The sequence below is a fragment of the Methyloprofundus sedimenti genome (assembly GCF_002072955.1).
In the GTDB taxonomy this organism is placed as follows: Bacteria; Pseudomonadota; Gammaproteobacteria; order Methylococcales; family Methylomonadaceae; genus Methyloprofundus; species Methyloprofundus sedimenti.
Genome location: NZ_LPUF01000003.1, coordinates 458,217 through 472,651 on the forward strand (window position 1 = coordinate 458,217; position 14,435 = coordinate 472,651).

At 41.6% G+C, this 14,435-nt stretch carries 13 protein-coding genes; 7 read left to right on the forward strand and 6 right to left on the reverse strand.

Translation table 11 applies throughout. The features are described 5' to 3' along the window. Window positions 1-149: 149 nt before the first annotated feature. Window positions 150-1,673: a murein biosynthesis integral membrane protein MurJ gene (gene murJ / locus AU255_RS16960; RefSeq protein WP_198942675.1), complete on the reverse strand. Its 1,524-nt coding sequence runs from the start codon at window positions 1,671-1,673 to the stop codon at window positions 150-152. A gap of 92 nt (window positions 1,674-1,765) precedes the next feature. Between murJ and rpsT the strand changes: the two genes are divergently transcribed. From rpsT to AU255_RS16985, 5 genes are all read left to right on the forward strand, one after another. Next, window positions 1,766-2,029 (forward strand): 30S ribosomal protein S20, encoded by a 264-nt coding sequence (gene rpsT / locus AU255_RS16965; RefSeq protein ID WP_080524074.1) that lies wholly within the window; start codon window positions 1,766-1,768, stop codon window positions 2,027-2,029. 257 nt (window positions 2,030-2,286) lie between these two features. Then, window positions 2,287-3,303 (forward strand): Gfo/Idh/MocA family protein, encoded by a 1,017-nt coding sequence (locus AU255_RS16970; protein WP_080524075.1) that lies wholly within the window; start codon window positions 2,287-2,289, stop codon window positions 3,301-3,303. 249 nt (window positions 3,304-3,552) lie between these two features. Further along, the gene (locus tag AU255_RS16975) at window positions 3,553-3,924 is read left to right on the forward strand and encodes a hypothetical protein (RefSeq protein ID WP_080524076.1); all 372 of its coding nucleotides are present in this window, start codon (window positions 3,553-3,555) and stop codon (window positions 3,922-3,924) included. A gap of 199 nt (window positions 3,925-4,123) precedes the next feature. Further along, on the forward strand, window positions 4,124-4,609 hold the full coding sequence (locus AU255_RS16980; RefSeq protein ID WP_143736004.1) for a toll/interleukin-1 receptor domain-containing protein: 486 nt from the start codon (window positions 4,124-4,126) through the stop codon (window positions 4,607-4,609). Window positions 4,610-4,915: 306 nt separating this feature from the next. After that, window positions 4,916-7,552, forward strand: a complete 2,637-nt coding sequence (locus tag AU255_RS16985) for an SPOR domain-containing protein (protein WP_080524078.1) — start codon at window positions 4,916-4,918, stop codon at window positions 7,550-7,552. A gap of 105 nt (window positions 7,553-7,657) precedes the next feature. Here the strand turns inward: AU255_RS16985 and AU255_RS16990 are convergent, their stop codons facing one another. Continuing rightward, a complete protein-coding gene (locus AU255_RS16990) occupies window positions 7,658-8,194 on the reverse strand; it encodes a DUF924 family protein (RefSeq protein WP_080524199.1) in 537 nt (178 codons plus the stop codon). A 370-nt stretch (window positions 8,195-8,564) separates the two neighbouring features. Here AU255_RS16990 and sorA point away from each other — a divergent pair, with 370 nt between their 5' ends. After that, window positions 8,565-9,806, forward strand: a complete 1,242-nt coding sequence (sorA, locus tag AU255_RS16995) for a SorA family sulfite dehydrogenase catalytic subunit (RefSeq protein WP_080524079.1) — start codon at window positions 8,565-8,567, stop codon at window positions 9,804-9,806. Window positions 9,807-9,816: 10 nt separating this feature from the next. Then, the gene (locus AU255_RS17000) at window positions 9,817-10,413 is read left to right on the forward strand and encodes a c-type cytochrome (protein ID WP_198942677.1); all 597 of its coding nucleotides are present in this window, start codon (window positions 9,817-9,819) and stop codon (window positions 10,411-10,413) included. 230 nt (window positions 10,414-10,643) lie between these two features. Here AU255_RS17000 and AU255_RS17005 read toward each other — a convergent pair whose 3' ends face one another. The 4 genes from AU255_RS17005 to AU255_RS17020 all read right to left on the reverse strand — a co-directional run bounded on the left by AU255_RS17005 (window position 10,644) and on the right by AU255_RS17020 (window position 14,376). Then, on the reverse strand, window positions 10,644-12,149 hold the full coding sequence (locus AU255_RS17005) for a cbb3-type cytochrome c oxidase subunit I (RefSeq protein ID WP_080524080.1): 1,506 nt from the start codon (window positions 12,147-12,149) through the stop codon (window positions 10,644-10,646). 2 nt (window positions 12,150-12,151) lie between these two features. Continuing rightward, entirely contained in the window at window positions 12,152-12,751 is a 600-nt protein-coding gene (locus AU255_RS17010) for a c-type cytochrome (protein WP_080524081.1), read from the reverse strand. After that, complete coding sequence (locus tag AU255_RS17015; RefSeq protein ID WP_080524082.1) at window positions 12,748-13,077, reverse strand: hypothetical protein; 330 nt, start codon at window positions 13,075-13,077, stop codon at window positions 12,748-12,750. The genes AU255_RS17010 and AU255_RS17015 overlap by 4 nt, the downstream gene beginning before the upstream one ends. Window positions 13,078-13,512: 435 nt before the next feature. Continuing rightward, window positions 13,513-14,376 carry a radical SAM protein gene (locus tag AU255_RS17020; RefSeq protein ID WP_080524083.1) on the reverse strand — a complete coding sequence of 288 codons (864 nt, stop codon included), beginning with the start codon at window positions 14,374-14,376 and terminating at the stop codon, window positions 13,513-13,515. Between the last annotated feature and the right edge of the window lie 59 nt (window positions 14,377-14,435).

The following is a 14,435-nucleotide window of genomic DNA, read 5'->3' on the forward strand; positions in this document are numbered from 1 at the left end:
GTATGTTAATAGTCTCGTCATTCCCGAAGTCTACCCAGTCAAGCGTGGGCACAAGCTTTATCGGGAATCTTTGCTTACCCCACGAGATTCCTGCTAAAAGCGTGCAGGAATGACGAATATAGCTGAGAGTCATGAGTAATCAGGAAAGCTTACAAATGCCTGAGTCTTAAACCTGATAACAGCAACACTGCAGCATATAATGATGCGGCTATCGCGATCCACATTGCCAGATTCCATGCACGATCAAGCATTCTCCAATTATGCCAAAGACTAATATCGACACAATGATAGATCAAAGCCGCCATTGCTGAACATCCTAGAATTATACGCAATATAAATATCCGCCATCCTGCTGAAGGCAGATATACTTTTGTTTTTAACAGCGTAGACAACAATAAACTGGCATTAAAAAATGCACCCAGGGATGTTGCCAATGCCAGGCCGGCATGCGCCAGCGGAAAGACCAGGGCGATATTTAACAGCATATTCGCTACCATGGCATAAATACCGAACCGTACTGGTGTTTTCATATCCTTACGCGAGGTAAAGCCAGGCACCAGCACTTTAACCAGAATAAACCCTAATAAACCAAGGGAATATGCCATAAGACTGCGCCCGGTCATGGCGACATCATGGGCACTGAATTGGTTATATTGAAATAAGGTTGATACCATCGGTTCTGCGAGCATTATCAGACCTAAAGAGGCAGGCGCGCCAACCAAAACAACGAGCTTTAGTCCCCAGTCTAATGATTTCGAAAAAGACTCCGTATCTTCAGCAGCATGATTTTTTGAAAGACTAGGCAGAATGACCGTAGCCAGGGCTATACCAAATATACCCAGAGGAAATTCCACTAGGCGATCGGAATAGTAAAGCCAGGAAATACTTCCTACTGCCAGAAATGAAGCCAGTAAGGTATCCAGTAATAAATTAATTTGAGTCACCGACACCCCAAATAATGCGGGTATCATTAATTTCATAATATGCTTTACCCCGGGATCATTAAAGCCAAAACGTAACCGCGGAACAAGACCTAAGCGCCATAATGCTGGGAGCTGAAACGCTAACTGTACTGCACCCGCAACAAATACCCCCCAGGCCAGAGCAACAATGGGTTGCGGCATTAAGGGGGCTAACCAGATTGCCGCAGCTATCAGACTTATATTAAGGAATACCGGTGTAAAGGCAGGCACTGCAAATTTACCATAGGTATTTAAAATGCCTCCGGCAAAAGCAACTGATGAAATAAAGAATAAATACGGAAAAGTGATACGTAACATTTGCACAGCTAAATCATACTGTCCCCCCTCCCAGGCGAAACCAGGCGCAAATGCCATAATCAAATAGGGTGCAGCTAGCATACCTGCAATCGTAGTTATCATTAAAACCAATGCTAGCGTTCCAGCGGTGCGATCTATAAAATGTTGCAACGCTGCCTTACCGCCCTGTTCTTTGTAATCTGATAACACTGGCACAAATGCCTGTGCAAAAGCACCTTCGGCAAATAGGCGACGTAAGAAATTAGGAATTTTAAAAGCAACAAAAAAGGCATCGGTACCCGAGTCTGCACCGAAAATACGCGCAAACATCATATCCCGGACAAAGCCCAGCATACGTGAAATCATGGTCATGCTACTGACTATTACAGTCGATTTAAAAAGTTTACGGCTCAAGACTGGTTTCCTGGTATTAAAAGATTGACAATCATATCATTTAAAAGGAAAATACAGGGTTTTAAAATACACAACGCAATAACCGAGGCATCATGGCTAATACAGCTCAAGCAAGAAAACGTGCGCGTCAATCAGAAAACAATCGCGTTCGCAATTCTGGACAACGTAGCAAACTACGTACGTTCATCAAAAAAGTTATTGCTGCAGTTGAATCTGGTGACGTAGAACAAGCAAAAACAGCTTATGCAACAGTCGTTCCAGTTATCGACTCAGCAGTGAATAAAGGAATTCTTCACAAAAACAAAGCCGCAAGAAATAAAAGCAGACTTAATGCAAGAGTCCGCTCAATGGCTTAGTAATCCCGCAACGGATTATCCAAAAATACCAGACCAGCATCCAACTGAGTCTGGTATTTTTTTGCCTGAAAACTATCCAGTTCCGACAGCGTCACACACACCTCATTCACGAAATAGATAAAACTCGCTCCCTGAAAGGCGTGACTTCAACCCACCACCCATATCAAAAAGTATATTAAAAGCGGGCTGATGCCACGCCCTCCCCCTGTTTTTTGATATACTCTGCTTATCCGTCCAACAATAAGTAGATATAAACCATGCCAACACTACACAAAATACGCTGGGGAATACTCGGTGCAGCACGTATCAATCAACAACTCATGCCTGCGATTGTTGGGGCTGAAAATAGTGAACTTGTTGCTATTGCCAGTCGCAGACCAGATGCAGCTGAGACAACTCTAAAACAATATGCGCCTGATGTTGAAAATGTACACATATACAATGATCCGGCCGAACTGCTTAATGACCCGGACATTCAGGCTGTCTATATACCACTTGCCAGCGAAGAACACGCACTATGGACTTTACGCGCAATAGAACACGGCAAACATGTTTTATGTGAAAAACCCATAGCTCTGAGCGTTACAGATATAGAAGCTATTCAAAGCGCGGCAGAAAAAAACCAGGTCTGTGTTATGGAAGGGTTTATGTATCGCTTTCATCCACAACACCAGCGAATCCAGGAAATCATTTTATCAGGTGTTATCGGTGAAGTTCGCTCAGTACGCACTTGTTTTGCCTATCCGATGCAGCCCGCTCGACTGTATCGCATTAACCGTCCAATTAGTCAGGGTGGAGGAGCAATGTGGGATATTGGCTGCTATGCAATTCATACTGCCCGATTTCATTTTGGTGATCTACCAGCAAGGGCCGTTACTGCAATGGCAAAACATAATGAACATGGCGCAGATGTCAGTAGCAGCGGGATTATTGACTTTGGTGATGGTAAATATGCACAATTTAATTTCGGCTTCGAACATGCCCGTCGTGCAGAATATGAAATCATCGGTACTAAAGGCGGCATAAAATGCCACAACGTCTGGGCCAAGGCAGATGAACAACCCATTATTTCCTGGCAAACAGATTCAGGCGAACAGCATTCTGAAAGCCTGGATTTAGCCAATCATTTTCAACTGGAAGTCGAACATTTTTGTGCCTGCATACTGAATCATCAAGCACCTAAATTATCCCTGCTGGATGCAAAGGATAACTGTAAAATTATTCTTGCCGCTCTGGAATCAGTAGAGCTAGGCAAAACAATTCAAATAAATTAATCAATACTTAAGTGCAGGTAAATAATCTAACATTTCTACCATGGAGATCATGAAGTTCATGAAGGCTTACAAGCTCCTCTGAAAGTAACGGGTAGCAAAACACGGTGTTGAATTGAATCTAGGAGGATAGGTGAAGCTGAATTGCTTATAGTGGAATCATGGTTCTCACCTATTCGGAAAATTAGCAGCAGTTATGTTTTTTGGAATTACCAACATACACACTCTTATTTCACATTAAAGGAAACTCATATGGCAACATTAATATTTCACGTAATTATATTGACACTTGTGCTTGGTGGCTGCACTCCCAAACATGTCACCAAAGAACCATCCTATTATCCGACGCAAAAGGAGATAGCGGCAGCTGATTACGGCTCTTATCCCTCAAATTATAAACAAATTATTCGAGACTTTCTTCAGACGCGCTTGAAAGACCCATCATCAGCTGAGTATCGGTATATTGGTGAACCGAAGAAGCATCATAGTGAAGGAACGAGCCCTAAGGCAATTGATTATAACTATCTTGTCAAAGTATATATTAACTCAAAGAATAGTTATGGCGGGTATGTCGGTGAACATGAATACTTTTTTTACATATGGAATGGTGAAGTCGATGACTAGTGAAGAGGCTAAGCGAACTTTGGAGGATATAGACCGTAGACTACGACGTGATGGCTATTAAATTTAATTTTTAACCCGTTTATTCTGTTTTATTTAACGAAAAAAGACATGATGAAAAATAAAACTAAAAAAAACCAGAAAACAAAGACAATTGAAATGTCGAAAAATTCATACAAAACAATATAAAAATATTAGTGCCATGAAGATATTTTGGAGCTATGCAAAGCTTGATGATCAGAAGCCATATAAATTGACTACGCTCAGGGAGGCATTTAAAATTATATTAGATGAAACAATTGGGTTTGAAACAAAAATTGTTGTAGATGTTCATGATCTGAAATGGGGAGACGACTGGTATGAAAAACTTGATCACCTTGTTTCAGATGCCGATCTTTTTTTGCCAATAATGTCCCCATCCTATTTCAATAGCAAGATGTGCATGCGTGAATTGAATTGGGCTATCTCTAAAAAAACCATTATTCCAATATATTATAGAGACTGCCCTAAGGGTATGCACTGCTCTTTTAAAGAGAATAATGCAGAGAATAAGGATCTAAATAAGATGTCTGCCAAAATCACAACATTCCAATACAAAGACTTTAGATACCTGCGTAACAAGGGGGTAAGTTCGGAACTAGTTCAGGATTTTTTAGATAAAATATCTATTGATATTGATAGAATTTAAGTGCACTTGGATTGTTAAAAGTTGTCATTTGCGATGTTATCTTGTTTAAAAGTAATTGGGTTAATGTCGCATTTAGATTGTAATCCACCGGTCAATTTCAACAAAATATTTTGTTTTTTTATACTACATCACGAACTTCTTTTATTGGCACGATATACTAATCGCTAAAAAAACCAATAAGTTTTCTGAGGGGTCTGGAAGATTTAGTCTTTTTTCTTCATTAGCTTCATGTCCTTCATGGTGAAGAGCTGTTCTGGTTTAATTTAGTAACCCACTTTTCATTAAAATAATTCTAAAAAATCACTTATGCAAACAGCTATCGCTATTTTTGGCATGGGCAAATTTCGCGGACACTTCGCCACCCCCCTATCGCTCCTAACGGCTACCTTGATTTTTCTATTATCTACGCATCTGGTACAAGCTGAGACTATCTCAGTCCCCATGAAAATTGATTTCCCGCAATTACAACAATTACTCATCAGCCAGTTATTTAAAGATCCATCTGCCTCATCAGAAATATTAAACGACCCTCACGGCTGTAGTGAAATCATCTTATCCGATCCAAAACTAAGTGAATTCAATCAACACTTACAAGTTGATGCCCGGTTTACAGCCAGACTCGCAGTAAAAATGCTGGATATCTGTATGCCTTTATTAAACTGGGATGGCTATGCACAGATCATTAGTCAACCGGTTATAAAAGCAGACAACCCGCACCTGATTTACCTGCAGGTTATTGATAGCCATCTGATCAACCTTGATCAGGAGAAATTAACAACAGGACCATTATGGGACCAGACCAGAAAGCAAATTCAACCACTGTTTGATAACTTTCGTCTGGATTTAACACCCTCAATCAATGAAATAAAAAGCTTTTTGCCCTTGTTTCTCCCACAGCATAGTCATGACCAGGTAAATTCTATGCTCGATTCAATGCAACTGCACGATATTCAGATCAACAAAAGTGGCATTAATGGAAAATTACAATTTGATGTGGATACCGTTGCGCCAGTAAAACAGCAAGAACGTGTATTAAATGAGCAGGAACAACAACAATGGCAGCAAAAGTGGCAAAGCATGGATGCTCTGCTGACCTATACCATCAAATATTATGCTGCAGCAACTGAACTTGAAGAGCTCAGAGAAGCACTGTTTGATATTCTGCTAGATGCACGTTATCAATTACAAGTTGCGTTGCAACAAGATCAGGCGAGTGACCCTGTCAGACACTGGTTTATTAAAAGCTGGACGCAACTCATACCGATACTGCAAAAGATCAGTGCAGAAAACCCTCAACAGGCACCGCTGGCACTATTAACTCTGGTCACCGCAACCGATGCTCTGGAGACATTGGACAAACTAGGTCCCACTTTTGGCCTGGATATTTCCATAGATGGTTTGCGCAGATTAGCCAGAATGCTAAATAGCAACCCTACTATAGATCCCCTGTATTATGACCAGGCTATCGATCCTGAACTGTTACGCATTTTTCAGTTTAATCCTGACCCTGACGGTAGCAGTGACGAGCGCAGCCATTATCAATTTAACTTTTGGCCTGTTAATTCTGCGATGGCTGCAGGTAAACATCCTTTAGATAACTGGGTCCCAGCACCTGACGAACTAGATGATTATCTATTACAAGTACGCACACTGTTAATCAATAGCGCTCGGAGATCCATTACAAAATCATCACTGACACCACAACAACGCGATATATTCCAGAAACTGGTTTTGACCACAGCCTGGCAAGAAAGCTGCTGGCGGCAATATGTCATAAAAAACAAAAAAATTGTTGCCCTGCACTCATCAACGGGTGATACCGGCATTATGCAAGTCAATGAAAATGTCTGGCGCGGATTCGTTAATACTCATAAGTTACGCTGGAACATTGCCTACAATGTCGAAACGGGGAGCAATATTTTACTTAAGTATATGACCAGTTATGCAATAAAAAAAAGTGAACACAAGCAATCTGGCGGCATAGATAACCTGGCTCGATCGACCTATTCAACCTATAACGGCGGCCCTGGACAGGTTGCCCGATATAGAAACAGGCAGGCAAACGCGTGGTCCAAAAAAGTTGATAAAGCATTTCATCGCAAGTACTTACATGTCAAACGAGGCGAGGAACTCGCTGTAGCCGAATGCCTGGGCGGCACCAAAACCTATAAAGCAAGTAGTCAGCCCCAGCAAAAGCAACAAAAAGTAACCTCAACGTCTCCCCCCAAAAAACAATCCTCCCCGACCAAAATAGCGCAACCATTTTCTGGCACAAAAAAAATAATTCATAACGAGGCCTGGATCAAGCAACAGGCTAAAAATGACTTTACCTTACAGTTAGCCGCCTTCAGCTCCGAGCAAGCAGCCAAAGATTTCATCGGACAGCAAAGTAATCAGGAAAATTTTGCTATTTATCAAAGCAGCAAAAACAATTCCAAGCAGCTTTATACTGTTATTTATGGCTATTATTCGACTCACCAAAAAGCAGAAAAAGGCGATAAGCAATTCAAATCGTTAAAAGCCTGGATTCGTCCTTTTAAAGATATTCAGGCACAATTAAAAGGTGATCACAAGCAACAACAATTGTCCGTAACGCCCCCTCAAAAAAATCAACCCACCACTGCTAAAATAGCACAACCATTTTCTGGCACAAAAAAAATAATTCATAACCAGGCCTGGATCAAGCAACAAGCTAAAAATTACTTTACCCTACAGTTAGCTGCCTTCAGTTCCGAGCAAGCAGCGAAAGATTTCATCGGGCAACAAAGTAGTCAGGGAAATTATGCTATTTATCAACACAGAAAAAAAAATTCCAAACGGTTTTATACTGTTATTTATGGCTATTATTCGACGCACCAAAGAGCAGAAAAAGGCAGCAAGCAATTCAAATCGTTAAAAGCGTGGATTCGTCCTTTTAACGATATTCAAGTATTAATAAAATAACTCTGCATTATTTTTTACTTCCCAAATGACAAATTGGTCGTGTACGCTTAACGACTGAAAATATCTACTACCAAAATCCTCATTCTGCTGCACTATAAAAAGTATTCAAAAACCAGACCCGGGCTGTTGCAAAAAGTCGATTTCCTGCTCAGTTGATTGTCTGCCAAGAACTTTGTTACGATGCGGATAACGACCAAATTTCCTGATGATCTGCTGATGTTTTATCTCAAAATCAAAACTGGATTGAATACCATTACTTTGGTACAAATGCATGGCCACTTTATGAATTATTAATGACTCGCTGTGCATAAAGGGTAAATAGAGTACGTTACGTTGAACCGCTGTTAACGCCATATCTGCACCGATAGAAACGGCTTCTTGAGCAAGCGCCAAAGCCAATGCATCATTCGCGAAACAAAGCGGCGAATCCCTATGCAAATTTCTGGAAAACTGATCCAAAACTAAAATTTCCGCCAGCCTGCCTTCAGCTGTTGCCCGCCATTCAAACAATTCACAGCGCTTTGCCTGCTCATGAATCTCTGAAAATCTAATCCGAATTATTTCATCTAGCTGATCATCTTTTACCCACCACTGCTTAGGATCAAGCTCCTCAAACCAGAACTTTAAAATTTTTTGATACATAGACATAATTATCTGCTTAATATTTACGCTAGCTTAGAAAGGGTTACTAAAGTTTTATCCAAAAAATAGAACCAGAACCATCTGGCATTTACTTTCACATACTAATACTTTATATTCATTAAGCAATACATTTATACTTCGCGCGGTCACCATTGCAGACTTCCAGCTGCTGCTGATTTTTTAGCGGTGTTGCTGAAACAGATACATAACAAGATACGCCTGTTTCAGCGCCCTGCTCTCAACAAAAAAACGCCTTACTATGTTCCCTCGACCATCACCGCGTGAAGTGGAGTAGACCGCCAAATGAGGAAAATCTCAATATTAGGTATTACAAGACAGGTTACCCCGACAACCCAAGGAAACCAGACTCATGATCGATAAATACAATAAAGTTCATACTTCCCGCCGCCAATTTTTACGCAATGCTGGCGCGCTGGCACTGGCCGCCTCGCCATTAAATGCTATAGCGGCTAGCGATACTAGCGAAGGCATTACATTTGCAGATGGTCCACGTCCGTTAGTCCGTTATCCGGGTAAACGTGAACTAATTCTGGTGCATACCCGTCCACCACACCTGGAAACCCCTGCTTCCGTATTCAACGAAAGCGTGATCACGCCTAATGATGCATTTTTCGTACGTTACCACCTGGCTAATTTTCCAACTTCAATCGATCCTGAGACTTATAGGCTCACAGTCAAAGGCGCCGTCAAGACCCCCCTCAGTCTATCGCTTGCTGAACTTAAATCGAGCATGCAGCAAGTTGAAGTCGTCGCAGTAAATCAATGCTCGGGTAATAGCCGAGGCTACTCGTCACCTCGAGTGTTCGGCGCCCAGCTCGGCAACGGTGCAATGGGCAATGCTCGCTGGGTCGGTGTACCGTTAAAAACGGTGCTCGAAAAGGCTGGCGTTCTATCAGGTGCCAGACAGGTCACTTTCAACGGTTTGGATAAACCAGTTTTACCAAGCACTCCAGACTTTCGCAAAGCGCTCGACATTGAACATGCACTAAGCCCTGAACCGATGCTGGCATGGAGTATGAACGGGGAGGACCTGCCGTTTTTAAATGGCTACCCACTGAAACTGATTGTACCTGGATATTTTGGCACTTACTGGGTCAAACACCTATCTGAAATAGAGGTCATTGACCATCTCTACGAGGGTCACGATGCTTACTTTATGACTAAAGCCTACCGTCTACCAGATAATGATTGTATGTGCGTAGCACCAGGAACGAGTGCTGACAAGACGCGCCCAATATCCACATTACCGGTGCGCAGTTTCATTACCAGCGTAAAAACAGATGACGTATTACCAGTAAACCGCACAATAAAATTAAAAGGCATTGCCTTCGATGATGGTTCTGGCATTAAGACGGTTGATGTGTCCATAGACAGTGGCCAGACCTGGCGCGCCGCAACACTGGGCAATGATCTGGGGCGCTTCTCATTCCGGGAGTGGCAACTCGCCATAAGTTTTAAAAGTACAGGCTCAGCCGTGCTGATGGTGCGAGCCAGTAATAGGCAAGGAGAAATACAACCACTTAAGGCCGACTGGAACCCTGGCGGCTATCGACGCCATGCCATCGAATCCACCCCGATCACCATAGCCTGAGGAACAAGCCATGCAATACACTAAAACCCCTACCCTAAGTCTGGCTTTTACACTCATCATTACACTGATAATGCTACAGACACAAGCCGCAGCTGAGCAAATAAAACTACCACCAGAAACAGCCAAACTACGTGTATCCAAGCTACCTGGGTACACACTTGCAACCCAGCAATGCCTTATCTGCCATTCGGCAGACTACATTAATTATCAGGCTCCTGACATGACTCAGAGTCAGTGGACCAATGAAGTATTTAAAATGCAGCGCTCATACGGCGCAATGTTTAGTGAGCACGAGGCCAGGAGTATTGGTGCCTATCTTGCCGTAGCCTATGGGAATGCCAAAGCGACCGATGACAGCGTGGTTGCCGCATCAAAACTTGATCCTAGCGCTGAAAACAGCAACGCGAATACCATTATTGATGTGCAGGTGTTGCTCAATAACAATGGTTGCCTTGCTTGTCACGCCATTAACAAAAAACTAGTCGGGCCAGCCTTTCATGAAATCGCGACCAAATATAAGGGAGATGCGGGAGCGAAATCTAAATTAGCTGCCTCGATCCAAAAGGGAGTACCGGAAAATGGGGGAAAATGCCTATGCCGGCAATGACTAACTTAAACATCGAGCAGGCTAATGCTCTATCTTCCTTTGTATTGCAACAGTAAGGGCTAAAATGAGCGGCCGTATTGCTTGTTATACTTCTTGTCATCTGAGGACATTCACCTTTCCTGAGTTGATTGATTAATCATCCCGATTAGAAGAATATCATTTTAATAAACAGATTAAAAAAAGGAAAGGAGGTGCTCCCCCTTTCCTGTAGTTTGACTAAAATAATTAGCTTATTCTGCCTGAGTGATCACTTCGGCTGTACGCGTTTCGCCTTTACCAATGGTCAGTAAATCCCAGACTAATAAACCTAATCCTGAAGCAGTAACCCAGCCAAAAAACATACGCCATTGCATCGCACTCATAAAAGAAGGGTGTGTTTGCGCAGAAAAATAGCCCCCCCAGGTAGATCCGCCTATGGCACGTTCAATAAAGGACTGTTCATAACCTGCGATTAGTAGCGCAATAGTCATACCCAGTACACCGATATTTAACAAAGCCAGTGCCCATTTCCAGCGCCAGGCATTTTGTGAACCGGCCCCCATCCAGACATTTCCACGCCAGTGCTGGATGGCGATATAAAAGAACGCGATATTAATCGTCGCATAAGCGCCAAAGAAGGCTAAATGCCCATGGGAAGCTGACCATTGTGTACCATGAGTGTATAAATTAATTTGTGGCAAAGTGTGCATAAAGCCCCAGACCCCGGCACCAAAGAAGTTACCAAATGCGTGTGCAATTAGCCAGGCCATTGCCGGGTGATTCAAATTTTTAAATCCGCGTTCGCCCGAATCGTAGACCGCATGAACAACCATTGCCACTAAAGGAATGGGTTCTAACGCAGAGAAAAAACCACCAATTGTCAGCCAGTATTCAGGTGTACCAATCCAGAAATAGTGGTGGCCTAAACCTAAAATACCCGAGCCAAACATTAAAGCAACTTCGATATATAACCAGGTTTGTACGATTCTACGGCTGACGCCTAAAATTTTCATTAATGACCAGGCCATAATAACACCGACCAGAACTTCCCAGGTCGCTTCAACCCATAGGTGAATCACCCACCACCACCAGAATTGTTCATGGGTGATATTAGTCATATAAAACATACCTGCGACATACAGACCTGCTAAAGCAACAAGATCCAAAGTTAATACGCCTGCAATTCCAGACCATTGACCTTTACTAAATGTCATCACGACGTTGTAAAAGAAAATCAGCATCACCACGACAATGCCTATATCTGCCCAGCGAGGTGCTTCGATATATTCACGGCCTTCATTAATAAGCCATATAGTGGTGTCGTTACCAGCACCTGTTTGCACTAATAAATAAACCAGAACAACCACAGCAATAGCCGCTGTTAACACCCAAAATCCAAGCACACCAAATTTTAGCCCTACAATTTCAGTGCCGCTTTCGTCTTCTAAAAGCCAATAAGTACAACCGATAAAGCCATACAACATCCACAAAATCATGGCATTGATATGTATCATGCGATTAACACTAAAATCCAGAATGTCATAAAGAAATCCTGGAGCAAGAAATTGTGCAGCAGCCAGCAAACCAAATAAAATCTGGAAGATAAATAATACCACTGCCCCCATGAAATATTTGACAGCTAGTTTTTGTCCGCCATTCAAGGTGCTATCATCAACGCCTGCCCACGAGTGGAACGCGATTAATTTATCCTTGAGTGCAGATGAGCCTTGTTTAACTGTTTCAGTATTAGCACTCATTATTAGTCATCCTCTGCGTAAATGGTGGTGAAATTATATGGAAAGCCATTAGTATCAATACTTGACATCCATTTTAAGAAAGCAACAACGCCTTTAGCCTCATCTTCCGTTATATCAAGATTAGGCATTTTGCGACCGGTACCAAAAGTGCGTGCATTTTTTTCTGGATCCATGAGAAATTTCAGCATCTGTTCTTCACGTAAATCAACGGTTAACCATCCTTGATCAAGCCAGGCTTTCGTTAAATCAGGCGCATAATAAGCACCATTGCCTAACAGGGTATGGCAATTCATACAGTTTTTAGCCTGCGTCGTTTTTTTACCTAAAGTTACCAGTTGCTCAGCTTCCTCTTCACTAAAAACAGTACCAAATAATAGTTCCTCACCGCCAATAACCGGCATATATTTATTTAGCTTTTTATCAAACTGATAATCAATTTTTTTATTGATCACTGAATAGGCAGAGACACGCTCTCCACCAGCTGAGGTTTGTTTTAAGGTATCAAAGGTTAAAACAACCAGAATCAAAAAGGAGCCGGCGGTTACCCACACGGCTACTTTTTTCCAAAAGGACTCGGTAGCCCACTGAGGTGTTTCACTCATTTATCTTTCTCCAGGGTAGTAATTAAATCCGGTTCATCATAGGTTTGTTTGCATAGGTGCCAGATAGCAATAGGCGCAAAAAAATAGCCAATGACCATTAAATAGGAAATTATCCGCCAGTAGCCATCCAGGTTAGCGGCAAGCGTTAATTGGTAAACAGAAACAAGCAATATTATATAGGATGCATAGGCTGATAATTTGATAATGAGTCGAGGTTTGACTTTAGACCAGGCAAATAACAGCGCATAACTTGCCCCAGCCATAATAATCAAAGCTGAGGAAAAAAAGGTAATAAAAAAATCTTTTAAAGCAACGGGTTCAAGCATATTTAGTTTTTTGTTATTAGTAGTTTACGAACAGATAGCACGAACCTGGACACATTAAATCATAGACCAACATTTATTTAAGTAGTCGTGTTTTAGATTTTCGTTTAAAACGACAGACACAATTTATTTCGCTAAACTTTTAAAAAAATAACTTGATGATAATATGAAACTCAACATTTTATTTTACTATGTTTTTTGCGGTTAATATAAGCATTTAAGTCAATCTAGGCTGGAAATTTTCGTTTATTTTTCTAATGCTCTGTTTTTGATCGATACCGCAAGAAAGGGGCAACAAAAAATGCAAACGACGGGGTCAATTAAACCCTTTTTAGGCGCTGATTATTGCCTTTTAGTCTGGTTATACAGAGTAGACTTACTCGTTTCTTCATTTTTATTTGAGAGACTAAAGCTTAGCAGACTATCAAGCTACAAAATTTACAAAGAAACTTTCACACTTAAGCCCAGTTTACGTATACGCTCAGCAAAATCATTTAATTGTTCCAGATTGGCGGTGGTAATTCTATCTGCTTCAGGCTGTAATGAGAGTCTAGCCAAACTATAGAGCATGACACCTTGTAACGGTACTTGTTGAATGGCCTGAGTTAAAAGGACTAAATACGCGTCTTGCTCTTGCTCTTCTAACAATCCAACATTCCCTTTTGCTGAAGCAAAACCAAGCACACAAGTCTGAATCCATGTAGCACAGAGTTTGGCTGAACTTATTAAATTTTCCAGCTGTTTATGTGAACTTAAGCCTGCATGATTTACTTGTTCACGGCCAAAATCTGTGGCGCTATCTAATTTATACCAAAGCTGTCCGTTGTATTGATTAAACAACCTCAAGCCTGCCTGCACATCCGCCTTATGAATCAAGCTGCCATTAGTAATCAAAACATATTGAAATGGATCAGGGATATTTGCCCGTTCGACAATCTGTGTAATTAAGGCAATTGCTTTGGCAAAATTATGCACACTAGTGGGTTCACCGTTACCGGAAATAGCAACATCTTTAATCATTTGTCTTACCGGCTCTATTTCAAATCGTTGATAAAAATTCCCATGCAACACATCCTGTAAAAAATCGGCTAACTCTGTCGCTAATAATTCAAAATCCAGCTGCGGTGCCGCCCCTATGCTTAAGTCAGGTACCTGACAATACACACAGCGCCAATTACAGGCATTATTTGTATTAAAGTTAATGCCTATCGACAAACCACCTGAACGCCTGGAGATAACAGGGTAAATATAGCGGTAACCTGCGACATCACGATCATGGTTTTTTACTGTAAGTCTGGACATAAAAGCTAAAATTAATCTTAAAAAAATGTTATTCTACTGGGTTAGAAAAATATTTATTT